Annotated in this window: 22 protein-coding genes and 1 rRNA gene; 8 read left to right on the forward strand and 15 right to left on the reverse strand. The window is 39.3% G+C overall.

Features of this window, described 5'->3' with window-relative positions:
• Window positions 1-88, forward strand: a 5S ribosomal RNA gene (gene rrf / locus CLW00_RS19990); the annotation flags it as partial.
• A gap of 557 nt (window positions 89-645) precedes the next feature.
• Here rrf and CLW00_RS19995 read toward each other — a convergent pair.
• The gene (locus CLW00_RS19995; RefSeq protein WP_106135492.1) at window positions 646-2,913 is read right to left on the reverse strand and encodes a helix-turn-helix domain-containing protein; all 2,268 of its coding nucleotides are present in this window, start codon (window positions 2,911-2,913) and stop codon (window positions 646-648) included.
• 127 nt (window positions 2,914-3,040) lie between these two features.
• Between CLW00_RS19995 and CLW00_RS20000 the strand changes: the two genes are divergently transcribed.
• From CLW00_RS20000 to CLW00_RS20020, 5 genes are all read left to right on the forward strand, one after another.
• A complete protein-coding gene (locus tag CLW00_RS20000) occupies window positions 3,041-3,748 on the forward strand; it encodes an SDR family oxidoreductase (RefSeq protein WP_106135493.1) in 708 nt (235 codons plus the stop codon).
• 4 nt (window positions 3,749-3,752) lie between these two features.
• Window positions 3,753-5,732 carry a (E)-4-hydroxy-3-methylbut-2-enyl-diphosphate synthase gene (ispG, locus tag CLW00_RS20005; protein WP_106135494.1) on the forward strand — a complete coding sequence of 660 codons (1,980 nt, stop codon included), beginning with the start codon at window positions 3,753-3,755 and terminating at the stop codon, window positions 5,730-5,732.
• Between the two features lie 43 nt (window positions 5,733-5,775).
• On the forward strand, window positions 5,776-5,967 hold the full coding sequence (locus CLW00_RS20010; protein WP_106135495.1) for a DUF6728 family protein: 192 nt from the start codon (window positions 5,776-5,778) through the stop codon (window positions 5,965-5,967).
• Window positions 5,968-6,035: 68 nt separating this feature from the next.
• Window positions 6,036-6,389: an MmcQ/YjbR family DNA-binding protein gene (locus CLW00_RS20015; RefSeq protein ID WP_106135496.1), complete on the forward strand. Its 354-nt coding sequence runs from the start codon at window positions 6,036-6,038 to the stop codon at window positions 6,387-6,389.
• The gene (locus CLW00_RS20020; RefSeq protein ID WP_106135497.1) at window positions 6,386-7,339 is read left to right on the forward strand and encodes an ABC transporter ATP-binding protein; all 954 of its coding nucleotides are present in this window, start codon (window positions 6,386-6,388) and stop codon (window positions 7,337-7,339) included. Before CLW00_RS20015 ends, CLW00_RS20020 begins: the two co-directional genes overlap by 4 nt.
• A 36-nt stretch (window positions 7,340-7,375) precedes the next feature.
• On the opposite strand, the gene CLW00_RS20025 is transcribed toward CLW00_RS20020, so the two are convergent.
• The 3 genes from CLW00_RS20025 to leuS all read right to left on the reverse strand — a co-directional run bounded on the left by CLW00_RS20025 (window position 7,376) and on the right by leuS (window position 11,131).
• A complete protein-coding gene (locus CLW00_RS20025) occupies window positions 7,376-7,900 on the reverse strand; it encodes an FKBP-type peptidyl-prolyl cis-trans isomerase (RefSeq protein ID WP_106135498.1) in 525 nt (174 codons plus the stop codon).
• 29 nt (window positions 7,901-7,929) lie between these two features.
• Window positions 7,930-8,247 carry a hypothetical protein gene (locus tag CLW00_RS20030; protein ID WP_106135499.1) on the reverse strand — a complete coding sequence of 106 codons (318 nt, stop codon included), beginning with the start codon at window positions 8,245-8,247 and terminating at the stop codon, window positions 7,930-7,932.
• Window positions 8,248-8,356: 109 nt separating this feature from the next.
• Window positions 8,357-11,131, reverse strand: coding sequence for a leucine--tRNA ligase (gene leuS / locus CLW00_RS20035; RefSeq protein ID WP_106135500.1), 2,775 nt, complete (start codon window positions 11,129-11,131; stop codon window positions 8,357-8,359).
• Between the two features lie 195 nt (window positions 11,132-11,326).
• Here leuS and CLW00_RS20040 point away from each other — a divergent pair, with 195 nt between their 5' ends.
• Window positions 11,327-11,719, forward strand: a complete 393-nt coding sequence (locus CLW00_RS20040; protein ID WP_245917418.1) for a hypothetical protein — start codon at window positions 11,327-11,329, stop codon at window positions 11,717-11,719.
• A gap of 35 nt (window positions 11,720-11,754) precedes the next feature.
• On the opposite strand, the gene moaCB is transcribed toward CLW00_RS20040, so the two are convergent.
• The 11 genes from moaCB to CLW00_RS20095 all read right to left on the reverse strand — a co-directional run bounded on the left by moaCB (window position 11,755) and on the right by CLW00_RS20095 (window position 21,424).
• The gene (gene moaCB / locus CLW00_RS20045) at window positions 11,755-12,669 is read right to left on the reverse strand and encodes a bifunctional molybdenum cofactor biosynthesis protein MoaC/MoaB (RefSeq protein ID WP_106135502.1); all 915 of its coding nucleotides are present in this window, start codon (window positions 12,667-12,669) and stop codon (window positions 11,755-11,757) included.
• A 305-nt stretch (window positions 12,670-12,974) separates the two neighbouring features.
• Window positions 12,975-13,430: a molybdenum cofactor biosynthesis protein MoaE gene (locus tag CLW00_RS20050; protein ID WP_106135526.1), complete on the reverse strand. Its 456-nt coding sequence runs from the start codon at window positions 13,428-13,430 to the stop codon at window positions 12,975-12,977.
• A 63-nt stretch (window positions 13,431-13,493) separates the two neighbouring features.
• Window positions 13,494-14,576: a ThiF family adenylyltransferase gene (locus CLW00_RS20055; RefSeq protein WP_106135503.1), complete on the reverse strand. Its 1,083-nt coding sequence runs from the start codon at window positions 14,574-14,576 to the stop codon at window positions 13,494-13,496.
• Window positions 14,577-14,580: 4 nt separating this feature from the next.
• Window positions 14,581-14,808 carry a MoaD/ThiS family protein gene (locus CLW00_RS20060; protein ID WP_106135504.1) on the reverse strand — a complete coding sequence of 76 codons (228 nt, stop codon included), beginning with the start codon at window positions 14,806-14,808 and terminating at the stop codon, window positions 14,581-14,583.
• A 69-nt stretch (window positions 14,809-14,877) separates the two neighbouring features.
• On the reverse strand, window positions 14,878-16,053 hold the full coding sequence (locus CLW00_RS20065; RefSeq protein ID WP_106135505.1) for a molybdopterin molybdotransferase MoeA: 1,176 nt from the start codon (window positions 16,051-16,053) through the stop codon (window positions 14,878-14,880).
• A gap of 119 nt (window positions 16,054-16,172) precedes the next feature.
• Window positions 16,173-17,162: a GTP 3',8-cyclase MoaA gene (gene moaA, locus CLW00_RS20070; protein ID WP_106135506.1), complete on the reverse strand. Its 990-nt coding sequence runs from the start codon at window positions 17,160-17,162 to the stop codon at window positions 16,173-16,175.
• A gap of 114 nt (window positions 17,163-17,276) precedes the next feature.
• The gene (locus tag CLW00_RS20075) at window positions 17,277-17,615 is read right to left on the reverse strand and encodes a hypothetical protein (protein ID WP_106135507.1); all 339 of its coding nucleotides are present in this window, start codon (window positions 17,613-17,615) and stop codon (window positions 17,277-17,279) included.
• A gap of 95 nt (window positions 17,616-17,710) precedes the next feature.
• Complete coding sequence (locus CLW00_RS20080) at window positions 17,711-18,301, reverse strand: SCO family protein (RefSeq protein WP_106135508.1); 591 nt, start codon at window positions 18,299-18,301, stop codon at window positions 17,711-17,713.
• A 7-nt stretch (window positions 18,302-18,308) separates the two neighbouring features.
• Complete coding sequence (locus CLW00_RS20085; RefSeq protein WP_106135509.1) at window positions 18,309-19,097, reverse strand: formylglycine-generating enzyme family protein; 789 nt, start codon at window positions 19,095-19,097, stop codon at window positions 18,309-18,311.
• Window positions 19,094-20,563: a copper-containing nitrite reductase gene (nirK, locus tag CLW00_RS20090; RefSeq protein ID WP_106135510.1), complete on the reverse strand. Its 1,470-nt coding sequence runs from the start codon at window positions 20,561-20,563 to the stop codon at window positions 19,094-19,096. The genes CLW00_RS20085 and nirK overlap by 4 nt, the downstream gene beginning before the upstream one ends.
• Before the next feature lie 165 nt (window positions 20,564-20,728).
• A complete protein-coding gene (locus tag CLW00_RS20095; RefSeq protein WP_211300235.1) occupies window positions 20,729-21,424 on the reverse strand; it encodes a Crp/Fnr family transcriptional regulator in 696 nt (231 codons plus the stop codon).
• Between the two features lie 161 nt (window positions 21,425-21,585).
• Between CLW00_RS20095 and CLW00_RS20100 the strand changes: the two genes are divergently transcribed.
• The gene (locus CLW00_RS20100) at window positions 21,586-23,391 is read left to right on the forward strand and encodes a hypothetical protein (protein WP_106135511.1); all 1,806 of its coding nucleotides are present in this window, start codon (window positions 21,586-21,588) and stop codon (window positions 23,389-23,391) included.
• Window positions 23,392-23,563: the final 172 nt, after the last annotated feature.

The following is a 23,563-nucleotide window of genomic DNA, read 5'->3' on the forward strand; positions in this document are numbered from 1 at the left end:
CACCTCTTCCCATCCCGAACAGAGAAGTTAAGCCCTGCAGCGCCGATGGTACTGGGGTTACACCCGGGAGAGTAGGTCGCCGCCTCATTTATACATACCCTTTGGAGCAATCCAAAGGGTTTTTTGCGTTTGGGGGGAAATGTGAGACAAAAGCAAGAACCGAGATGCGAGAGACGAGATGCGAACAAGGAAGGGGTGAATTTACTAAATGTGATTTACGGCCTGCCTGTCCGTCAGGCAGGTTTACTAGGCCTTTCTTGAATTCAACTCAGCAATTCTTTATGAAGAGGAGAGGGTCAAGAAATACAGGAATGACGACATAGCTATTCTGTAGAATGATTCATGAAGAACCATTGCGGGGATTAAACATTGAAAATAAGTTTTAAAGTGCCGCAGGGTTTCCTACCGTAGGTATGGTACAGGAGATATTGAGGGAAATCATCAACCTGAGAACTATATATCTGGATTCTGTCTATTAGCCAATTGCGTAACTTATGAAACGTTGATCTGTGGTACTATGACATGAATTTTGCTTCAATTCCAATCTCCTCAAAATGGGTTGACCTCAACATGATCAACTAGCAACCTTCAACTTTTTTCAACCATTAACCTTTTAACAAATAGGGCTTTTAAATTTTATCAAACTTATCCTTTTGTAAGTCCCAAATGTGCCGCAACCATTTTTAATGTACCGTAGTCATAAGTTCCGGGAAGTTCCTGTCTTATTTTGCCCAAATCAGCATCAAATCTTTTAATTATAGCGGATACTTCTTCTATCAATTCCTGACTCATATGGGCTGAAAGTAAAACTCTTCCGTTTTGGATACCCTTTGCCAAATGGCTTTTTATAGTAGATTCTGCCAATCCTCTTTGAACGGCTATTTCTTCAATTGTTGCGCCTTGGTCACTCATCAAGTAAGTTATTTCATAGGTTTCTCCTTTTTCCAACTTCACATTCGGGCTGCCTTTTTTTCGTTTTCCTGTTTTGTTTTTGAGAAACTTAGGGTTTTCGTTTGCAAGCCTTTCTGCTTCTTTCTCAAGTTTTGACCGGAGGTATGAAACTTCCAAATCTATTTTTTCAAGTTTCCCCAATGGTTTTTTTTCGATGATGGAAATCATCACTCTTGCTGCCTTTTTTATTTGAACTAGCTTTCTTAATAGTGACAGTTGAATCTCGTCAAGTTTTTCTTTATAGGTCTGGGTTTTTGATAACCTGTCTATTTCTGATCTATGTATCAAAAGTTTAAATAGAATATTCTCTAATTTCCCCTCATAGTAGTGCTCAGCTTTCTCCAATCTTTCCTGGAGTAAACCAATTTCTTGTTGATGGATTAATCTACTCAATTGATTTTGGAATTTCCCCAAATAATCAAGTTCTGCTTGAATTAAGGTTTTAAGATTTCCAACAGCAGTTCTCATGTCTTCGTCTTCGAACTCCAAATGGCTGTCAGCGTCCTTTTCAAATACAAGTATTGAATCTAAAATATCTTTAAAATTAAAAGTTTGAAAGACTAATCTTTGAATAAAGCTGACTTGCCTTTCCTCCAGTACAACATTGAGAGGTGGGAGTGATTCAGTGCTTTTTGAAAAAGATACCACACTTGGATCATTGTTGATGGTGTTTGATTGAATTCTTGTTCTCAAGATCAATCCATCCATGGACCTTAATCTACTTAGTGCTACATAAACTTGCCCAGGAGCAAATGCCTGACCGACGTCAATTATCGCTTTGTCAAAAGTTAGCCCCTGACTTTTATGAACTGTTACTGCCCATGCGAGTTTTATAGGGAATTGTTCAAAGGTCCCTATCACTTCTTCTTCTAATTCTTTGGTCTCTTCATGGATGACATATTTCTTATTTTCCCAAACCTCTTTTTTTAATTGATAGCCATCTTCTCTCCCTTCAAAAGTTACTGTAATCTCATCTTTTGACAGGTCTTTTACTTTTGCCATTTTTCCATTAAAAAATTCCGAAAAACCGCTACTGTCATTTTTTACAAACATTATCTGAGCACCTACTTTTAACTCTAATATTTTAGGTAAAGGGAATAGACTCTCTGGGAAATCTTTTGTCACATCAGCTTCATATTGATACAGCTTACCTTCAAGTTCGTTTAGTGCTCTTCTGTTGATTTCTTCAGCTTTGTAATTGTGAGTGGTAATGGTAATGGCATCCTCAATCGTTTTTATTTCATCTTGGGATTTAAAGAAAGAGTTGAGTGTTTTGATGTCGTTCTCTGTTACTTTATTCTCTCTTAGGTTATTGAGGATAGTGATAAAAGTGTCATCCTGTTGCCTGAATATCTTGTCCAATTCTAAGTATACCATTCCTGAGTTTTTCAGGGCATGAGCCTCAAAAAAATGCATGCTTTTATAAAACTGTCCCAATACTCTCCATTCTTGGTCTTTTACTATTGGCGGTAATTGGAAAAGATCCCCGATCATTAGTAATTGTACGCCTCCAAAGGGTTCGTTGAAATTTCTTTTTACTGTTTTTAACCTGAAATCAATAGCGTCTAAGATATCAGCTCTCAACATACTGACTTCATCTATGATAAGGAGGTCGATTGATTTGAGTACGCTTTTTCTTGCAGCATTAATTGGATGCCTCCTAGTCAAGGTGTGTTGTGTGTAAAAATTTGCTCCTGTTCCAAATTTCCCATCAGGGTCCTGGGTCGGTAAGAATGAGCCCAAAGGCAATAAAAACTGAGAGTGTATTGTCACTCCCTTCGCATGTAGTGCAGCAATTCCGGTAGGCGCTACAACCACATATTTTTTATAGGTAAGGTTAGCCAAACTCCTTAAAAATGTTGTTTTTCCAGTACCAGCCTTACCTGTTAAAAAAATCGGGCTGTTTGTGCTATTTACAAATTGCGCAGCTAGTTCTAGCTTGTCAGTAACTTGATCTTCCATAGCTTAAAAATAAGGCAAAATGCTTCCTTAAAAGAGGATTAACCGTTTAAGTTCGTAAATCTTTCAAAAAAATGTAACTTTGCCCAAGTAGGATAGTTGTCATACTAACTATTAAAACAACAAGTAAATGTCCAAGCATATAGTAGTAACAGGTGGAACAAAAGGGATAGGAAGGTCTATCATTGAAAGGTTTGCAAAGGAAGGGTTTGATATATCTACCTGCGCTAGAAGTGAAGAAGATCTTGAAGAGCTTAAAAAATACTTCAGCACCAGTTTTCCAAGTCAAAAAATCTTTGTTTTCAGGGCTGACCTGTCTAAGAAAAATGAGTTAATTTCTTTTGCTGATAAACTGAAATCCGAGATTGGAACGCCTGACGTGTTAGTAAATAACACAGGAGTATTTCTTCCTGGTGCAATTCATTCTGAACCTGAGGGGAATATGGAATTGATGATTGAAACCAACTTGTATTCTGCTTACTATCTGACAAGAGCCTTTACTCAAGAAATGATTGAAAGAAAATCGGGTCACATTTTTTCTATTGGATCTATTGCAGGATTGACGGCATATGCAAATGGTGGTAGTTATGCGATTTCCAAATGGGCAATGTTGGGTTTCACGAAATGCCTGAGACAAGAACTTAAGGATTTTAATATCAAGGTGACTTCAGTTTTACCTGGAGCGACTTTTACTGCCAGTTGGGAAGGGGTTGAAATCCCCGAAGAAAGATTTATGAAAGCGGTAGATGTGGCTGAATCAGTATGGGCTGCGTATAACCTTTCTCCAAGTTCAGTTGTTGAAGAAATAGTAATCAGACCACAATTAGGAGATCTATAATTTTATGGAAACCAAATCTTTATTGGAACAGATCAAGTATTGCAATAGCTTGACTAGCTATTCTAGAAGAAAGACTATACCTGTCAGAGTAGGTGACGTGGTTATTGGCGGTGAGAACCCTATTGTAGTTCAATCGATGACTACGGTAGATACCATGGATACCGCTGGGTCTGTCGAACAGTGTATTCGAATGATAGAAAGTGGTTGTCAGTTGATTCGTATCACTGCACCAAGTATGAAGGAAGCAGAGAACCTCCAAAATATAAAAGATGAGTTGAGGAAGAAAGGATACAATACCCCTCTCGTAGCTGATATTCATTTCACACCCAATGCAGCGGAAATAGCTGCAAAAATTGTTGAGAAAGTCCGGATTAATCCTGGAAATTACGCTGATAAGAAAAAATTTGAAGTCATCGAATATACCGATGAAAGTTACCAAGAAGAGTTAGAGAGAATTCGTGAGCGGTTTCTTCCTTTGGTAAAAATCTGCAAAGAGCATGGTACAGCTATGCGTATTGGGACCAATCATGGGTCTCTTTCAGATCGTATTATGAGCCGTTATGGAGATACTCCAATAGGTATGGTGGAGTCAGCTTTGGAATTCTTGAGGATATGTGAGGATGAAAATTATTTTGACATAGTCATTTCGATGAAATCGTCCAATACACAGGTAATGGTTCAGGCCTATAGGCTATTGGTCCAAAAGCTTGATGAGGGTGGCTTCAAACCATATCCCCTGCACCTTGGAGTAACAGAAGCTGGAGATGGAGAGGATGGTCGTATCAAGTCGGCAGTAGGTATAGGAACACTTCTTGAAGATGGTTTAGGCGATACCGTTAGGGTTTCTTTGACAGAAGATCCTGAATTTGAAGCACCTGTAGCTAAAGCTCTAGTAGATAGGTACGAGGATAGACCTGGTCATGAAATGGTTCAGGAAATCACGGAGTATCCTATCAATCCATTTGAGTATAACCGAAGGGAAAGTGTAGAAGTTTATAATTTCGGAGCTGGAAATGTTCCAAGAGTAATAGCTGATATTTCGATGATTGAAAATATCAGTCCAAAGGAAATGAAACAGGTTGGGCACTTTTACCTCCCAGAACTGGATAAATGGAAAATGAATGACCAAGGGGCTGATTTTGTATATACAGGATCTAATCCAATACCATTTATGCTTCCAAATGGGATGAAGGAAATTCAAAATTATGCTATTTGGGAAAATACTGAAGATAGGGCTAATAAATTCCCAGTCTTCATCCTGTCAGAATTCAAAGAAGCAAAAGACATTCATTTATCTTTAAACTTTTTGTTGCTTACAGATACAGAAATTGAAGATGCCTTGCCCTTTATCAAAAACAGAAAGGATCTTGTTATAATTTTAAGCACTTCAAATCTTCATACCTATCCAGCATTGAGAAGAGCGTTTGTTAAGCTAATGCAAAATGATATACAGCTGCCTGTAGTCCCTAAGGTGAAGTATGGTAAACAGAGCAGTGATAAAACCATGCTTTATACTGCGACTGACGTAGGAGGTTTGTTAATTGATGGACTAGGAGATGGGATAATGATTGGTAGAGACTTTTCTGATCCTTTAGATAGGGATACAGCGTGGGATCAAATAAAACTGCACAATTCTGTCAGCTTTGGCGTTTTGCAAGCCGCTCGAACCAGAATGTCCAAGACCGAATATATTTCATGTCCATCTTGTGGCCGTACTTTATTTGATCTTCAAGAAACAACAGCCATGATCAGAAAAAGGACTGATCACCTCAAAGGCGTCAAAATTGGAATTATGGGTTGCATAGTCAATGGACCGGGAGAAATGGCGGATGCGGATTTTGGTTATGTTGGGTCAGGAAAAGGGAAAATCACACTTTACAGAGGTAAAGAAGTGGTAAAAAGGTCAGTGCCGTCTGAAAAAGCTGTAGATGAGCTTATTGAAATCATAAAAAAAGACGGAGCCTGGACTGAACCAGAGGCCTGATAATTTGTTGTATAAGCAAAACTTACATAAGACGAACGAAACAATGTCAAATAATAAACTCAAAGAATTTTTTAAGCTGGGAGAAGTAGGCAATTACTTCTTTAGAGTATTTCAAAAACCAGATCCTGATAAGCCTTCAAACTTCAATTTGAGGATGATGCACGGTATCAATAAAATTTCGATTTTAATGTTTTTGGCTGCCATTATTTTTTGGACAGTCAAGAGATGTGCTTGATTTAAATTTTATACCTTAGGCTGATATATTGATATTCAAGTGAATATGCGTTGAAATCAAGCTGCATTATGGATATTGTTTTCTTTAGAGAATATTGCCTTTCAAAAAAAGGAGTCGTAGAAGATACTCCTTTTGATGCAAACACACTTTGCTTTAAAGTGGGGGGTAAAATCTTTGCCATCATTGATATTGAACTTTTTGAAAGTGTCAACCTTAAGTGTGATCCGGAGCGGGCTGTTCAATTGAGGGAGCGCTACCAAGGGATAGTTCCTGGTTATCACATGAATAAAAAGTACTGGAATACAGTGGAATTCAATACCTCTGTTCCTGATAAATTGATCTTAGAACTAGTAGACCATTCTTTTGAATTGATTTTTGATAGTCTACCCAAAAAGATGAGGGATCTTATCTCCAAATCATGAGTTTTCTTTTGATAAAAAATGTCGATAAGTCTTATGAAAAAGGAAAACCTGTTTTAAAGGATTTCTCATTGGAACTCACCAAAGGAAAAATCACCTCTTTGATTGGCGAAAGCGGTTCTGGTAAAAGTACATTATTAAGAATAATTGCAGGCACAGAAAATAAGGATTCGGGAGTAGTCTCTTTGGCAGGTGAAAACATATTGGGTCCCAAGGAAAAGTTGGTTCCCGGTTATGACGAGATTCAATTGGTTTATCAGGATTATAAGCTTTTCCCTAACAGTACAGTTTCGGAAAACATCCAAAGACCTCTACTTCAATATGATAAAGAATATAGATTTCAACGGCTTGAAAGTATTCTGACTTTGCTTGGCTTACAGCCATTTAGAGATAAACTTCCCAAGGAATTGTCAGGAGGTCAGCAACAGAAGGTCGCCATCGGGAGAGCGCTAAGCTTAGAACCATCATTGATTTTACTAGATGAACCATTTTCAAGCCTGGATACTATTCAGAGAAGGGAGTTGATCTACGAATTGAAAACAATGTTTCAAAAGCTAAATATTACAGTGCTTTTTGTTACGCATGACTTAGATGATGCATTGCAGATGAGCGATTCACTCATCATTATTCGAAAAGGTAAAATTGTTCAATCAGGTGATGTTGAATCTATTTTTTTGAAACCAAAAAATCTATATTCAGCTAAATTGTTCAGCCATCTGAATGCTATTCCTGAGACCAAAAATTCATATATCAGACCATCTGATGTGTCACTTTACAAATCCTCTGGCCTGAAGACCAAAGTAGTCGATAAACAATACCTGATTCACTATAATCAACTTACAGTCGAATTAGCCAATGGTCATCTCTGGCAAATTGAAGACAAAAAAAGATTTTTTGAAGTAGGAGATCAGGTTTTTCTAAAATGGGAAAAAGGGAATGAAATTTCCTTTTAAAAAAAATCCTCCCAGAATTTCCAGGAGGAAAATTTTTTAATCTTCGGACTCGTCCTCATCTTGGACATGACCGTTTTCCAGTTCTTCTTCAGTAGCCTCTCTTACTTCGAAAACTTCTCCATCAAAGTGAAGGTCAAAGCCAACCAAAGGATGGTTGAAGTCCAAAAGAATATTTTCTCCCAAATCTTTTAAAACCTTTGCTTGCATGGGATAACCATTTTCATCAATAAGCGGAAGAAAATTGCCCTCTTCCAACATACCTGGTTCAAAACCCTGAGCTTCGGAAAATTGAGATTTTGGAAACTCCATGATCAATTCATCTGAGGCCTGCCCGTAAGCTTCTTCTTGAGTCAAAACAAAATTGAAACTTTCACCCTCACCTTTTCTCGCAAGTAATTCTTCAAATTTTTCAGGGAGACCACTATTGCCAAAAAGGAAATAAAACGGATCTTCTTGGTCTCTTACCTCTACACTGAAGGGGACTGATTCGATTTCATCTTCTTCTTTACTTACTTTCAATTCATAGGTAAGCCCTACGATCATTTTTTCTGCTATTTTCATAATATTTATATCCAATTACAAAATTACAATTATTTTATTGCCCCATTTACCATAACCACAAAAATGCTCAACATGCTCACAACAAAGCAAAGCATGACCATTTTCTCCTTTTTTTTGACAGTGAAATATACTGATGCCGCGAAAATAACAGTGAACAGAAGTCCGAAAATTAAAATCACATTAAGATAAAGCTCTTCAGAATTATGAAAATAGGGAGTTTCATCTTTGTTTGGTAAAAGTACTATTTCTTCTCCCAACCATTTTGCACCCAGCCATTCTCTCATATAGGAATAGGCAAAAATCCCTGATGAAACTAAAGCTGCAAATTTGATGAAAAAGCTATTCATAAAGCCAAGAGGTAAGGAAAGGGTTGTTGGTCAAGATGATAGTTTCTTGAACAAGCCCTTTCTCTAATTGATTAGTAGCATGATTGGGGATAATCATATTGATGATTATTTAAACAACGATGTTTACGATTTTACCGGGGATCACAATCACTTTTTTAGGCGCTTTGCCTTCCACCCATTTTTGAACAGTACTGTCTTCCATTGCGGCTTTTTCGATTTCCTCTTTGGTCAAAGAAAGCGGTAAGGTGAGCTTGGCACGCATTTTACCATTGATAGAAACTGGATATTCATGACTGCTTTCTACAAGATATTCTTCTTTGAAAGCCGGGAAAGTTGCCTGTATGATGGATTCTTTTTGGCCCAGGATTGTCCAAAGCTCTTCTGCAATATGCGGTGCATAGGGAGACACGATTATGGCCAATTGTTCCAAGACTTCTCTTTTATTGCACTTCAAAGCAGTCAGTTCATTCACACAAATCATAAAAGAAGCAACAGAGGTATTGAAGGAATAATTCTCCAAATCTTCCTGAGTCTTTTTGATGGTTTTATGCAAGGTTTTCAATTCCTCAGGACTGGCTTTTTCTTCAGAAATAGAAATATTGCCATTGTTGTCATGATAAAGTTTCCAGAGTTTTTTGAGAAACTTGGATACGCCGTCGATACCATTGGTGTTCCACGGTTTGAACTGTTCTAGTGGGCCTAAAAACATTTCGTACAACCTTAATGTATCTGCACCATAGCGCTCGATAATGTCATCTGGATTGACTACGTTGTACTTGGACTTGGACATTTTCTCTACTTCAGCTCCGCAGATGTATTTGCCATCTTCCAGGATAAACTCAGCGTCAGTCAAATCCGGCCTCCAAGATTTGAATTTGTCCAAATTCAATTGATCGTTGTGAACGATATTGACATCTACGTGCATGGCTGAAGTTTCATACTGATCTTTTAGCCCGAGGCTAACAAACTTATTGCTGCCTTTTACCCTATACACAAAATTAGACCTTCCTTGGATCATGCCTTGGTTGATCATTTTCTGGAAAGGTTCTTTAATGCTCACTGCTCCGATATCATACAAGAACTTGGTCCAGAACCTTGAATAAAGCAAGTGTCCTGTAGCATGTTCTGCGCCACCGATATATAAGTCTACCGCGCCCCAGTATTTGGCGATTTCTTCATCTACAAACTTCTCTGTGTTCTGTGGGTCCATATAGCGGAAGAAGTACCAGCTGGAACCTGCCCAACCTGGCATCGTGCTTCTCTCCAATGGGTATGTCCCTTCCTCGGTGGTGTAATTCCAGTCCTTGGCTCTTGCCAAAGGCGGTTCTCCGTCTTCAGTTGGCAAATATTTATCAACCTCAGGCAATACCAAAGGCAAGTCTTTTTCATCAATCAAGTATGGAAGTCCATCTTTGAAATAAACAGGAAGAGGTTCTCCCCAATAGCGCTGACGGGTGAAAATTGCATCACGCATCCTGAATTGGATTTTACCTTTTCCTATTTTCTTTTCTTCCAAAAAGACGATTGCCTTGTCCATGGCGGGTTTCATCTCCAAACCTGAAAGGAAGTCTGAATTCATGATAGTACCTCCTTTTCCCGGAAAAGAACCTTCCTCCATGCTGCCTTCAATCACCTGTCTGATCTCAAGTCCAAAATGCTTGGCAAAATTATAATCCCTTTCATCATGCGCCGGAACAGCCATCACAGCTCCCGTTCCATATCCAGCCAATACATAGTCCGCTACCCAAATCTGGATTTCCTCTCCATTGAATGGATTGATGGCATAGGAACCTGTAAATGCTCCTGAGATGGTCTTGACATCGGACATCCTTTCACGCTCTGACCTGTTTTTGGCAACTTCTACATAAGCTTCAGCAGTTGCTCTTTGGTCTTCAGTGATCAAGTCCTCAACATAGTCATGCTCAGGTGCCAAAGCCAAATATGTAACACCATAAATGGTGTCAATTCTTGTGGTGAAAACCTTGATTTTCTTATCTTGACCTTTGACTTGGAATACCATCTCTGCACCTGTGGATTTACCTATCCAGTTGCGTTGCATTTCTTTGATAGGTTCGTTCCATTCGACAGTTTCTAGGCCTTTCAATAACCTGTCAGCATAGGCAGTGATTCGCATAGACCATTGCATCATTTTTTTGCGTTCCACAGGATGGCCTCCTCTTTCGGAAAAACCGTCTTTTACTTCATCGTTGGAAAGTACAGTGCCTAGAGCAGCACACCAGTTGACGGTTGTTTCTGCCAAATAGGTCAAGCGATATTTTAAAAGGATTTCTTGCTTTTCCTTTTCGGAAAAAGCATTCCAATCATCTGCCGAAAACTCAGGTGTATCTTCATCGCATACGGCATTGATTCCAGAGTTGCCCTTGGCCTGGAATTTTTCGATTAAGCTGGCGATGCTTTTGGCTTTGTCTTCAGTCTTGTCATAATAACTGTTGAAAAGCTGCATGAATATCCATTGTGTCCACCTGTAATAAGATGGATCGGAAGTTCTCACCTCTTTTTTCCAGTCAAAAGCAAAACCAATATTCTTGAGTTGCTCCGTATATCTTTTGATATTCTCCTCAGTAGTAATGGCAGGGTGTTGGCCTGTCTGAATGGCGTATTGTTCAGCGGGAAGCCCAAATGAGTCATAACCCATGGGATGCAGGACATTGAATCCTTGCAGCCTTTTGTAACGTGTGATGATATCAGAGGCAATATAGCCCAGTGGGTGTCCTACATGTAGTCCTGCCCCTGAAGGGTAAGGAAACATGTCCAAAGAATAAAATTTAGGTTTGCTAGGATCTACTTTGGCATTGAAAATCTGGTTTTGCTCCCAGTACTGCTGCCATTTCTTTTCTATTACTTGAGGGTTGTAATCTGCCATTATTAGCGAATTCTTTAAAATATTGTCTAACAGCTTGCAAAAATAGAAAAAATAGCGGGATTAGGCTGGAAAATCGTGATTCATGTCATTGCAAAAAGTTATGTGAGGAAAAAGGTAAAAACATTTAGTTTTAAAAACCCGATAAGAATGTGACCAAGTGTATGATTTTTTTAAATTAGTGTCAAATTCTTCATTTTGGAAAAAGTCGCACCCCCGAAAATTGACCTGGAAAAAAAGCTGATCACAGATGCTCAAGCCCAATCAAAGGTAGAGCGTCAGGTTATCGTGCATGTAAGTATCAGTACAGGGCACTCTTGGTGGCAAATACGTATTTGGCCAAGTACTTTTTTAATACCTAGAGAAGGTGGAGAAAAATCAAAACTGCTCAACGCCGATAAGATTCCCTTTTTTCCACAGTGGTTACATGTCTTTGGCCCCAAACATCACTTTACTTTGATATTTGAAGGATTGCCAAAAGACTGCGAGGAGTTTGATTTGGTAGAAGAAATTCCCCAAGAAGGTGGGTTTGAAGTTTTGGGGATATGCCGAAATCAGACGGATGTGTATCATGTAGAAATTTTCGATTGAACATGCTGCTATTTTTTGATTCTTTCAAAAAAAAGCTAGTGTTTGTAAGCAGGTCCTTCCAATACCCTGAAAACATGAAGTACTGCAGGGAAAATAGCATCTATAGATTCTTCAGCGCCTTTAGTGGAGCCTGGAACAGCCAATACCAAGGTGTTTCCGATCAATCCTGCTACAGAGCGGGATAGCATTGCATAAGGCATCCGCGCTTGTCCGTAGCTTCTAATAGCTTCTTCGATACCTGGAACTTCTCTTTCAATTAGTGGTCTGATCGCTTCAGGGGTATTGTCTCTAGGCGAAAGCCCAGTACCTCCAGTAAAAATCACAATATCTGTTTTTTGAGCTACGTATTGTTTTAAGCTGTTTTGTATATCTTCTTTATTATCAGGGATTACCAAGTAATCTGCGATTTCTACAGCTAGCTTTTCAAGTTTACTGACAATGACTTTCCCTGCTTTGTCTTCTTTTTCTCCTGCGGAAATGCTGTCCGAACAGACAATCACAGAAGCTTTTAGAGGCCTGTTGAACCCTTTTGCAAAATCAGTTTTACCTCCTTTTTTCTCTACCAATTTGATCTGCTCAATGCTGATGTTTTTATCTATTGGTTTGAGCATGTCATACATAGTCAAAGCTACCACAGACGCTGCATGCATGGCTTCCACCTCAACTCCTGTTTTGTATATGGTATGGATTTCTGCGAAAACATAAACTTCCATACCCTTGATTTCATAACTGATAGAGGTGTACTCTATCGGTAGAGGATGGCAGTCTGGAATCATATCAGCTGTGCGCTTTGCCGCAAAAAGTCCAGCAACTTTGGCCATTTCAAATACATCCCCTTTTGGTACAGTCTTGTTCACGATCGCGCTGATAGTTTCTGTAGAACTAACTTTGACGATAGCTTGGGCTATTGCTTTTCTAAGTGTAGAGGATTTGTGGGTTATGTCGACCATTTTATAGACTTTTAGTTACGAGAAGCGAGAATCAAGAAGGGTAAAGGACAGGTATAAGGTTGGTATATAGTAGAAATATGGTAGAAATACTATTGAAATAATGTTGAAATAATAAAGAAAGAGTGGAAATATCATTGAAATACAATAGAAATAGGAGCAAGTCTTTCTGTTATTTTTGTTGCTCTAGCTTTTTTTAATTTCAATAATTGCTTAGTTGTGGAATTGTGTTTTTTGCGCGTTGAAAATATTTCGCCGGAGGCATATTTCAATTATATTTCTATCTATTTCACAGGATATATTTCATTTCAAGTATTCTCTTTCCAAACCGATGAATCATTATCTACCAGTTCTTTCCCCCAGATAGGAAGGTCTTTTTTGATGCGCTCTACGAGTTCTTCACAGGCATCTATGGCAGCTTTACGGTGTTTGGAGGAAGTGAAGACAAAAAGGCAAATTTCTCCTGTTTTGACTTCTCCCAAACTATGGTAAATGTGCATGCAGGTCAAAGGGTATTTGGAAAAGACATCTTCCCTGATCTCAAAAGCCTTTTGCAAGGCCATATCTTCATAAGCGGTATATTCTATGGCCTTCACCGTTCCACCTTCTTTTTCATCAGCCCTCACTTGGCCCAAAAATATACTGTGACCACCGATATCAGTCTTGGTAGCGTGATTGGCTATAGACTTTGAGATTTTTTCAGGAGCTATTGGGCCATTTACGAATATGTTTTTTGGTGTTCTTTTTTTCTCTTGATTTTCCATGTTTTTCAATTTTTGACTAATTATAATCATGAAGCTTTATCAAAGTTAAAAACTTCAGTAAAGCTAATTTCTTATAGTTAAACTTAATATCCCCCCAGCAATAGACTTTATATTCTTATCCGGGAATTTTTCCTGCAAGGCTTTTGCAGCCTGCTGACTTCTTATTCCTGACTGGCAGAAAATGAGGATATTGGTGAATTTGTACAGAGATTCGTGAGCATTATCTAATTGGCTCAGTTCAATTCTGGTATACGGATATTCTTCCAGTTTCGGCTCTTCGTATTCTTCCCGCACATCTATCAATACTGTTTCCAGATTTTGCTCTAGCAACTCTGGTATAGTATCCCAATCTAATTGTGCTGAAATGCCGCAGAAATCATGATAATCCATTTTGTGTAAATCAGCTACTGATTGAGGTCTTTGAAGGTCACTTTCAGGGTTTTTGGAGAGCTCAATTTTGTATGTTGAATGGTCTATTAGATTGTAAAAAAGCATCTTCCCTGATAATGTTTCGCCATAACCGCTGATGAGTTTGATGGTTTCAGTTGCCATCAAAGTACCTATCAGGCCAGGCAATACACCCAAAACTCCTGTTTCATTGCAGTTTGGGACTTCTTGGGCAGTTGGTGGAGTGGGGTAAATGTCTCGGTAATTGACAGACTTTTGTCCCTCTTTATTGAAAATAGCGACCTGACCTTCAGTTTGATAAATAGCACCAAAGATCAAAGGCTTGCCCAAAATCAGGCAGGCATCATTGATCAGATAGCGGGTGGGGAAATTATCGGATCCATCCAGTACAAGGTCATAATCTTTTATAATGTCAATGATATTGTCTGTTCGGAGAAAAATGGGAAATGGAATGACTTTAATGTCGTCATACTTTTGAAGAATGATCTTGGAGGCGGTCTCGGCTTTGTTTTTCCCGATATCCCGCTGGCCAAAAAGCACTTGTCTGTTAAGGTTAGATAAGGATACTTTATCTCCATCTACAATTCCTATTGTGCCGATTCCAGCAGCAGCTAGGTAGAGAAGTGAAGGGCAACCCAAGCCACCTGCGCCCACCACTAGAACTTTAGCCTCACAGAGCTTTTTTTGGGCAGCATGGCCAAACCCGGGTAAGATATATTGTCTTTCGAACCTGTCCATTCTTTTATCCTCCGGAAAAAGGTGGCAATAGCGCCACTTCTGCACCTCTTGGGATTTCGGTATTTCCCGAAACCTGTTTTTTATTCACCGCTAGGGTGAATTTCATGTTTTGGAGTTGGGGGTATTGCTGTCTAAGGTAGCCTAAAAGCACCTCTGTGTTGGGCAGGTTGTCTATTTCAATTTCCTGATTCCCTACTATTTCAGCAATTTTTCCGAAGGCTAGGACTTTCATTTTTTAAGATTCGTCTGTTTTATCTACAATTCTGAATTTACTGATTTTTATGCTTTTCTTAAAGGATTTTCACCATCCATAAACTCCAACTTTTTCTCCTGCTTCTAAATGATCTAATCCTTCTGGTGCTTCTGCAAAACCGTCAGCTTCTGAAAATGAAATTAGATTGAAGGATTCTTGACCTGGAAGGATTTTAACGATGTCTTTCTCAATTTTTACTTTAAGAAATGTGGTAAGGTTTGGGTTCTTTTTCACCGGACTATCCAAGGCAAGCCATTGCCTCGGTTCCCATGAGTCTTTATCACCCATCCATTGCTTGATGGTGGGTTTCACATATTGGTTGAAACAAGTGATCACCGAAGCTGGGTTTCCTGGTAAAGCAAATATCATTTGTTCCCCTTTGATGCCAACGTAGAGAGGCTTGCCTGGTTTTTGTTTGATTTTATAAAACAATTCTCTGACACCAGCACTTTCCAAACCTTCTTTGACGTAGTCATAATCTCCTACTGAAATACCTCCAGACAAAATGATGAGCTCATAGCTAGCCAAGGCCTTGTTGATGGCTTGGCGGAGAATATCAGGATTGTCCTTCACTGTAATGATTTCAATTTTGCCTATTCCTACTTGTTGTAGATAGGCATTCAGAATTGGCCCATTGGCATTATATATTTCCCCAAATTCCAATTTTTGACCTACTTCTTTTATTTCGTTTCCTGTGAGGATTACACCTACCGTTGGCGGTACCATTACAGGTACTCGGTGAACTCCTACAGAGGCCAATAAGCCGATACCTCCAGGGCTAAGAAGTGTTCCAGCTTCCATGATTTTATCACCACTCTTAGTCTGGGCTCCTTTAAGCCTTACATTATCACCTTTTTGAAATCTATCATGATCAAAACTTATTTCTCCATCCTTTATCGTGATCCATTCTTGGGGAATGACAGTATCAGCGCCTTGGGGAACTGGCGCACCAGTAAAAATCCTAGTAGCTTTCCCCTCCTGCAAAGGTGAATCAGTTGTTGCACCGGCAGCGATTTCTCCTTCCAGTTGCCAGCTTCCTTGAGAATTATTCCATTGGATGGCATATCCATCCATGGCGGAATTATCAAATGAAGGAACATCCATCGGGGAAAAAACAGGTTCAGCTACACGGAGTCCGGCTACTTCTTCTAAAGGCAGCACCTGAATCCTGGACGATGGAGTGTTTTTCTGAAGTATGGATTTAGCTTCCTTTACTGAAATCATCGATAATAAGAATTTAGAGGGTTTTACTTTTTGGGATAGGTTGGACACCTATTGTATTTTAAATGGAGTTGAAGCCTGGAATTCTAATTTAATTTTAGGCTTTAGGACACTTAATGGAATTAACCTCCAATTTTAATCATGCTTCGATTTTCTATTTTATCAGCCTCTGCTTTGGTATAATCTGGAGAAAATTGACCTCCAAGTGCGGCATGTTTTTTTCTCACAGAAAGCCTGATATACGGTTCAATATCCTCGCCAGCACGCAATTTACCTAAAAGGTCAATCTCATCTTTTCCAAATAGACAGTTTTTCATCTTCCCGTCAGCTGTAATACGCATCCTATTGCAAGTGCCACAAAAATGTTCACTCATTGTGGTGATAAATGCAAAAGTTCCTTGATGGCCTATAGCTTGAAATGCCTTTGCAGTATCGTTGGGAGCATCCTGAAGTTTAATTACCTCAAAATCATTTTTGACCATTTCCAACATTTTTGCAGCCGTCAGCACTTTGTCTTTGTTCCAGAGATTCCCCGCAAATGGCATGAATTCTATAAAACGGACATGTAAGGGGAGGTCTTTGGTCAATCGAACAAAACCTAACAGTTCTTTCTCAATTATTCCATTGAGGGCAACGACATTGATTTTTACACGAAAATCGTGGTTCAATAGGAGTTGGATATTTTCCCAGACTTTTGTGAATTGGTCTCTTTTTGTGAGTTTGAAGAAGGTTTCTTGGTTTAGTGTATCTAGACTGATGTTGACTTTTCTGATTCCGGCAGCTTTTAGCGATTCCAGATGTTTGTCTACGAGGACGCCATTGCTTGTCATGGTGAGTTCAACAGGAAGTTTAGAAAGCGATTGGATAATTTGAGGAAACTCCTTTCTAACCAAGGGCTCTCCACCTGTCAATCGAATCTTTTTCACGCCAAGTGCAACGAATTTTCTAGCGATGATTTCAATTTCATCCGGTTGCATCAAATGGGTATTGGGCATACTTTGGATATCCTCTTCAGGCATACAGTAGCTGCAGCGAAAATTACAGCTATCCGTTAGAGAAATTCTCAAGTAGTCATGCACACGATCAAACCGGTCTATCAATTGGTTTTTCATAGATTTTAAATATCGCCAAACCCTTTGGTTTATCCCAAAGGAATTATGGAAAAGGATTTAATACCATTCAAACTGTACTGGTAGCAGTAGTTTTTTCTGGAAAAAGAGGTGATTTTATCCTTTTAGATTTTGGCAAAAGGATTTACGAACCAATTGTAGAAAAATAGCTGTGTTTTCGGGAAGAGGAATTGGCATTTTTTTAAAATTATTAACGTTGGCCCCAATCGCCCATAGGTAATGAAAAAGTTCCTCTTGAGTAAAAGTAGATTTGAACTCATCTCTCACTTCTTCAGCGTCTTTCAGGCATAAATTTGGGTTGAATGGAGTGTTCCCCTCAAATGTCAAGTCTAATCGAGACTCGATTTTACTTATCAGATCTCCAAGGCTTCCATTTTTAAGTTTTTGCTGCATCAGCATAAAAAAATCTTTTTTGGGAGCATCCATATTCATCATTCTATAAACTTAACCATTTTAAGATAAACAACCTTTATTGAAATAGAGACTATAATTGAATATTTACAATCCCAATTTCTTGAGAAAGGAGGAGCTTATTTTCTAGCTATCGTTACGATTTTTTTGATGATTTCATCGTTTACCAATCCTAAACCCTCTTTTTGATACTGCATTACGCCATTTCTATCAAAAACAGAAATGATGTTGGAGTGCGAAAAGTCAATTGGATTGATCTGTTTGTATTTCACAGCCATTATGTTGGCAAAATCCCGAACACTGTCTTCAGTTCCTTGTAAAAAAAGCCATTGGGGACCGTTCAAGCCGTTTTCAATGGCAAACTGACTCATTTTTTCCGGAGTATCTGTGACTGGATCAATACTCACCAATACGTATTGCACATCTTTCATTTTTTTGGAAGAGACACGTTCTTCAATGATCCGCATATCAGCGACTAATCTTGGACAAGCAGTTCGACAAGCGGTATAAATCATGACTACTACTAATGGCTTTCCTTGAAGTTCCTTGAACTCAATGGTTTCACCTTCTTGGGTGTTCCATACAGACGGGAGTTGGTAAATGGATAATTCGTCCCATGATTCCTCTTCAAAGTCAAGCTGCGCCTGTTGAGGCTTTTCCTGACAGGAAATAAGGAAAAGTGCTGCAATAAAAATACCGAGATACTTCATGTTTATATTATTTAGAGGTGATATGTTTTTGTGGGAGGGCGTCTTTGGCACATCTAAAACCTATTGTAGTGATGGCATAGTTAGCTTTGATACTAGACCGCATGGCGTAGCGCATAAATGCTGCATAATTCATCATGTCTTTTGCGCCAATTGCTCCCGCTGCACAAAAAAGCCCTGCGTCAGTATTGCCGTTATTTCTAGATTCTCCTGTGAGAATTATGGAATTGAAGTCCTGAGTCCATTCCCAAACCATCCCGTGAAGGTCTTTTATGCCCCAATAATTGGCTGGGGATAGGCCCACTGTTTTTAGGTAAGTTTTTGGTTGTTCATAACTTCTCAAAATCGATACATTATACAGGCTGTCTTCTCGAGCGTCTTTTTTTGAGGCAGAAGCCATAGCGGCAAATTCCCATTCGTCTACGGTTGGCAGTCTCTTGCCTTGGCATTCGCAGTACGCTTTGGCCGCAAACCATGAAATCATAGTTACAGGTTTGTCAAGTAGGTCAGTGGGAGCTTGGGTGTCATTTTCCCAGTTACTCAGGTATCTTGAGTCAGCAAAAATCTTTTTGACTTTAGATTTTTGCCATTCAGGATTTTGTTGGACAAACAGCTGAAAATCGGAGTAAGAGACAGGGTTGATGTCTAAATAAAACTCCAATACTTCTGCGTCGGCTTGCTCACCCACTCCATAGAGGGGGGTGTAATTCCCCCCATCTACAAGAGCCATACTTTTTTCTTGGGCAGTAGTATTAGTGACTACTAGGAAAGCTAAAACTGCCATCATGAATGTTTTCATTTTTTCCTGCGTTTATTCACCATTTCAGGTGTGACTTCTGCACCGTTATTTCCCCAGCTATTATATACATAGGTCAATACAGCGGCGACTTCTTCGTCTTTGAGTTGTTGTGAAGGCATGATACTGTTGTATTTTTTGCCGTTTACAGTGATTTCTCCCGACAGACCATGAAGCAATACATCTATAGAACGGTTGACATCTGCATTCAAGTAGTCAGCGTTGGCGAGAGGAGGAAATGCGTTTGCAACACCTTCACCGTTTGCTTGGTGACAAGCAAAGCAAGCCTGCATGTATATTTTCTTTCCGGTATCTATGAGTTCACTCTTGGTCATAGTGACTGGTGCAGATATGGTGTTGCCATCTTTAGGCATTTTCTGAATTGTACTTCCTTCAGGCAAGTAAATTCCTTCCATGATTTCACCTGCAAATATTTTTTCATTTTCCTCGCCAGTCACGCTGAGTATGCCTAAGGCGCCTTTGTTGAATGCCCTGAATATAGAATGGTCTACAAGTACAAGGTTAGATGGGACATCAGCTTTGAATTCGAGGATAGCAGCTCCACCTGCAGGGACCAGGATAGTGCCTACATTGGAGTTTATTTGATCGCCTCCATCTACGTACACTTTGTCAAAAATCTCACCGATCACGTGGAAGGAAGAAACCAAGTTAGGCCCTCCGTTTCCGAAGAATATTCTTATAGTTTCACCTGCCGTTGCCTGAAGTGCATTTTCTCCACTAAGTGCTGTGGTGCTACCGTTAAATACTACATAATCTGGTCTTTCGTCATAGGCCTTCTGCATATCAAAAGGCTGTAATCCAGGTTCTCCAAATCTGCCTTCTGTGTAGAAGTCACCTTGCATGACATAGAATTCTTTGTCAACAGGAGGAAGTCCACCTTCTGGTTCCACCAAGATCAATCCATACATCCCATTGGCTATATGCATTCCCACAGGTGCAGTAGCGCAGTGATAGACAAAAAGTCCAGGATTGATGAGTTTAAAAGAGAAAGTTTTTTCATGTCCGGGAGCCACGAAAGAGGCTTCAGCGCCGCCACCTTGACCCGTGACGGCGTGAAGGTCTATGTTGTGGGGGAGTTTGTTGTCTGGATGGTTTTTAATTTTGAATTCAACTTCATCACCAACTCTAGCTCGGATAAATGAGCCTGGCACAGTGCCACCAAATGTCCAAAAAAGATAAGAAACACCATCTGCCATGTCCATTTCTTCTTCTGTGATCTCCATTTCCATATAAAGTTTCATGGCTGGCCTGTTGCCTATAGGAGGGGGTACATGTGGAGGAGAGGTAAGTTCAGCTACCATTTCACCAAATACCTTTGTTTTACTGTAGTCTTTTGAATGATTGCTGTTGTTTGATTTTCCTTGTGTACAGGCAGTGAATAAAATTCCTGATAAAAGGATAAAAAGATATAAATATCTTTTATTATAGTATCGGTTTTTGCTACTCATGACTATGTTTTTTTAAGTTTTCGGTTTGTTTTATCTGAAGGGCTGGGTGAAATCCCTTAATTATTACACAAAGAAACATGATATACACTAGACTCCTCATGATGAGCGTCAATCCGGAAAGTATTTTTTAGCATGAAAATGCCTGCGTTTTCGCAAACAATTAGATCAGCATTCTAATGCAAAACAATATTGACTGATCAGTTCTTTGAGTGCCGTTATGTCTTTTACGATTATGGCACGTTCTTTTAAGTCTATCAGCCTGTCTTTTTTAAGGGAAGTCAAGACTCTACTTACCTGTTCAGGATTCGTTCCTATGATTTGGGCAATTTCCTGTCTATTGAGGTTGATGGTCACAAAATTGGCTTCTACTTCCTTCATATAAGTATCAGCGATGTATAATAATCCAAGTATTACCTTTTCCTCATTGTTCATCATGGCAAAACATTTTGTTCGGATTTCACTTTTTCTCAGCTCTTTGGAATAAAACTGCATTACTTCAAAAGTAAATTTCGGGTTCTCTAAAAAAGCTTCTTGAAGGGTTTGATTGTCTACAAAACAAATTTCGGAATCCTCGAGTGTGACGGCACCTACACAGTATTTTTCCGGTCCAATTGCAGTATGACCTAATATATGTCCTTCTTTTGCTAACCTAACGGTTTGTGCTTTGCCATTAAGATTGGAACTTATGATTTTCACTTTTCCTTTCAACACAAAATAAGCGCCCATTACCAAACTGCCTTCCATGAATATATTTTGCCCTTTGGGGTAAACAGGCATTCTACCTGAACCGATTATTTTTTGCTGCCACTCGGGGGTACAATGGTTGATGAGACATTTTGGATTTTGACAAAGAATACACATCAGGAGCTGGGATTTTTAATGTGGGATCTTAAAGGTCAGCAATTTTGTATACAGAACTTATGATAAAAATCATCTTTTTTTGATGAGGCCTTTTGATTGATTGCATCTAGGGCTGGGTAACTTTGCAAAAGCTAATAAAAGTAAATAAACCCGCGTTTCTTATGTCTTCAATTCATTCTTTTCATATTCCTGTAATGGGCCTTGGTTATACCGTGGATTCTCCTTTAAAAGTGGCCAAATTCGGAATCAGTTCCGTGGTCTCTATAATGGATGACCATCTACTGGAAGAAATGCGCAGGATATATTTCCGTAAATATTCTCTGCCGTATATTCCTATCGAAGAACACACTGAAGATTATCGGGCGAGAAGGGTACAGGCATACCTTGATATGCTAGACCAGCAAACAAAGTTGCAGGTGGAAGAAATAAAAAACCAAAGTTTGACTCCAGGCACTTCTTTGTTTCAATATTTTGAGATGTTGAATGCCAAGCATCCTTTGTATGTAGACTTTGAGAAGTTTTTAGCAATGAAAGATTGCCATGAAAAGACCATTCTGGGGCAATCATTGATTGAGAGGGTCACGACAGGCAGCATTGATGTCAATATCATGACTAAAGTTGACAAGACTAATTTCGATAAAGAAGGAAATGAACTACCTAGGAATTATTCAGACGCATTGTCGGCTTTGAGGGGGTTTGCAAAGTCAACTCTCCAGAGTGCTGTGATTTTTTCTGCAGGAATGAATCCGGCGCTTTACAGTTATATTGAAGACTTTGAGGATTTCTTCCCAGATACAGAAGGACATTTGAGGAAAAAAGTTGTCTTAAAGGTGTCAGACTATAGATCAGCGATGATCCAAGGAAGATTTTTGGCCAAAAAAGGAATTTGGGTATCTGAATTCAGGGTCGAATCAGGTCTGAATTGCGGTGGCCATGCATTCGCGACAGACGGATTGCTCATAGGCCCGATTTTAGAAGAATTCAAAAAAGAAAAAAACAACCTAAAAGAACTCCTGTTGCAGACTTGTCAACAGGCATTGCTTCTCAAAGAGAAAAATCCTTTGTCTGACGAGGCAAACTTAAAGATAACCTACCAAGGAGGTATTGGCAATGCAAAAGAAGATGAGTTTTTGATGGCTCATTATGAACTTGACGGTACTGGTTGGGGGAGTCCATTTTTGCTGGTTCCAGAAGCTACCTCTGTTGATCAAGATACTTTAGATAGAATCCTTGAAGCTAGGAAGTCTGACTATTACCTTAGCCACGCATCTCCATTGGGTGTTCCATTTAATAACCTTCGAACAAGCAGTGGAGAGGAGCAGAGAAAATCCAGAATTGAAAAAAATAGACCTGGGAGTCCTTGCTACAAAAAATTCCTGACATTCAGTACTGAATTTTCGGACAAACCTATCTGCACGGCTTCGCGTCAGTACCAAAATCTCAAAATTAAACAATTTCAATCCGGAGGTACGACCCAAAGTGATTTGGATGATGTATTGGAAAAAGATTGTTTGTGTGAAGGGTTAAGTGCTCCAGCGATTCTGAATGCAGGTGCTTTTCCCAAAAGAAACCTGAATGCTGTCACGATCTGCCCTGGACCAAATCTGGCCTATTTCAAAGGCACCTTCAGTCTCAAAGAGATGGTGGACCATATATATGGGAAGCTCCAGATCCAGTTGGACGCAGAAAGGCCACATGTTTTTGTGAAAGAGCTGCAGCTTTATGTTGATTACTTGAAAAAGGATATTCAGAAAAAGCTTGTGGAACCAAATGCTAAGTACGAAGCCTATGTGGAAAAATTCAGCTCTAATCTTTTGAATGGAATCAAGTATTACCAAGATCTGGGCAAACAGCTATTGAATGAAGCAGAAGACTTGAAGGCTAAATTTCAGTTTCAATTGGAGCAAGTGGAAAATGAGTTAAGTGGATTGAGGCAGTCTGTCAAAACCGAATTACAAAAGGGGTAATTCCACCCTGTATTTTTATTAGAAACGGTTAGCATTTGATTCAAAGTAGACGGTAAGGAGACTGTAACCTGACCGGAGACATTGTCAAGTGCTAACTTTTTTTTATTGACCACGATGTCCCTCATTATTGAGCGGATTATGTTGCTTTTTTTGTCTTTATTTTTATCCTATT

It is taken from the genome of Mongoliibacter ruber (assembly GCF_003003005.1).
GTDB lineage: Bacteria > Bacteroidota > Bacteroidia > Cytophagales > Cyclobacteriaceae > Mongoliibacter > Mongoliibacter ruber.

Excerpts from the sequence above, each read along its gene's own strand:
- CLW00_RS20055 (WP_106135503.1), bottom strand. The coding sequence starts at position 14,576 with ATGGACAGGTTCGAAAGACAATATATCTTACCCGGGTTTGGCCATGCT.
- CLW00_RS20020 (WP_106135497.1), top strand. The coding sequence starts at position 6,386 with ATGAGTTTTCTTTTGATAAAAAATGTCGATAAGTCTTATGAAAAAGGA.
- moaA (WP_106135506.1), bottom strand. The coding sequence starts at position 17,162 with ATGAAAAACCAATTGATAGACCGGTTTGATCGTGTGCATGACTACTTG.
- moaCB (WP_106135502.1), bottom strand. The coding sequence starts at position 12,669 with ATGGTCGACATAACCCACAAATCCTCTACACTTAGAAAAGCAATAGCC.
- CLW00_RS20015 (WP_106135496.1), top strand. The coding sequence starts at position 6,036 with ATGGATATTGTTTTCTTTAGAGAATATTGCCTTTCAAAAAAAGGAGTC.
- CLW00_RS20085 (WP_106135509.1), bottom strand. The coding sequence starts at position 19,097 with ATGAAAACATTCATGATGGCAGTTTTAGCTTTCCTAGTAGTCACTAAT.
- CLW00_RS20050 (WP_106135526.1), bottom strand. The coding sequence starts at position 13,430 with ATGGAAAATCAAGAGAAAAAAAGAACACCAAAAAACATATTCGTAAAT.
- CLW00_RS20060 (WP_106135504.1), bottom strand. The coding sequence starts at position 14,808 with ATGAAAGTCCTAGCCTTCGGAAAAATTGCTGAAATAGTAGGGAATCAG.
- CLW00_RS20095 (WP_211300235.1), bottom strand. The coding sequence starts at position 21,424 with ATGTGTATTCTTTGTCAAAATCCAAAATGTCTCATCAACCATTGTACC.
- CLW00_RS20075 (WP_106135507.1), bottom strand. The coding sequence starts at position 17,615 with ATGATGAATATGGATGCTCCCAAAAAAGATTTTTTTATGCTGATGCAG.
- CLW00_RS20000 (WP_106135493.1), top strand. The coding sequence starts at position 3,041 with ATGTCCAAGCATATAGTAGTAACAGGTGGAACAAAAGGGATAGGAAGG.
- CLW00_RS20030 (WP_106135499.1), bottom strand. The coding sequence starts at position 8,247 with ATGAATAGCTTTTTCATCAAATTTGCAGCTTTAGTTTCATCAGGGATT.
- nirK (WP_106135510.1), bottom strand. The coding sequence starts at position 20,563 with ATGAGTAGCAAAAACCGATACTATAATAAAAGATATTTATATCTTTTT.
- CLW00_RS20010 (WP_106135495.1), top strand. The coding sequence starts at position 5,776 with ATGTCAAATAATAAACTCAAAGAATTTTTTAAGCTGGGAGAAGTAGGC.
- CLW00_RS20100 (WP_106135511.1), top strand. The coding sequence starts at position 21,586 with ATGTCTTCAATTCATTCTTTTCATATTCCTGTAATGGGCCTTGGTTAT.
- leuS (WP_106135500.1), bottom strand. The coding sequence starts at position 11,131 with ATGGCAGATTACAACCCTCAAGTAATAGAAAAGAAATGGCAGCAGTAC.
- CLW00_RS20065 (WP_106135505.1), bottom strand. The coding sequence starts at position 16,053 with ATGATTTCAGTAAAGGAAGCTAAATCCATACTTCAGAAAAACACTCCA.
- ispG (WP_106135494.1), top strand. The coding sequence starts at position 3,753 with ATGGAAACCAAATCTTTATTGGAACAGATCAAGTATTGCAATAGCTTG.
- CLW00_RS19995 (WP_106135492.1), bottom strand. The coding sequence starts at position 2,913 with ATGGAAGATCAAGTTACTGACAAGCTAGAACTAGCTGCGCAATTTGTA.
- CLW00_RS20080 (WP_106135508.1), bottom strand. The coding sequence starts at position 18,301 with ATGAAGTATCTCGGTATTTTTATTGCAGCACTTTTCCTTATTTCCTGT.
- CLW00_RS20025 (WP_106135498.1), bottom strand. The coding sequence starts at position 7,900 with ATGAAAATAGCAGAAAAAATGATCGTAGGGCTTACCTATGAATTGAAA.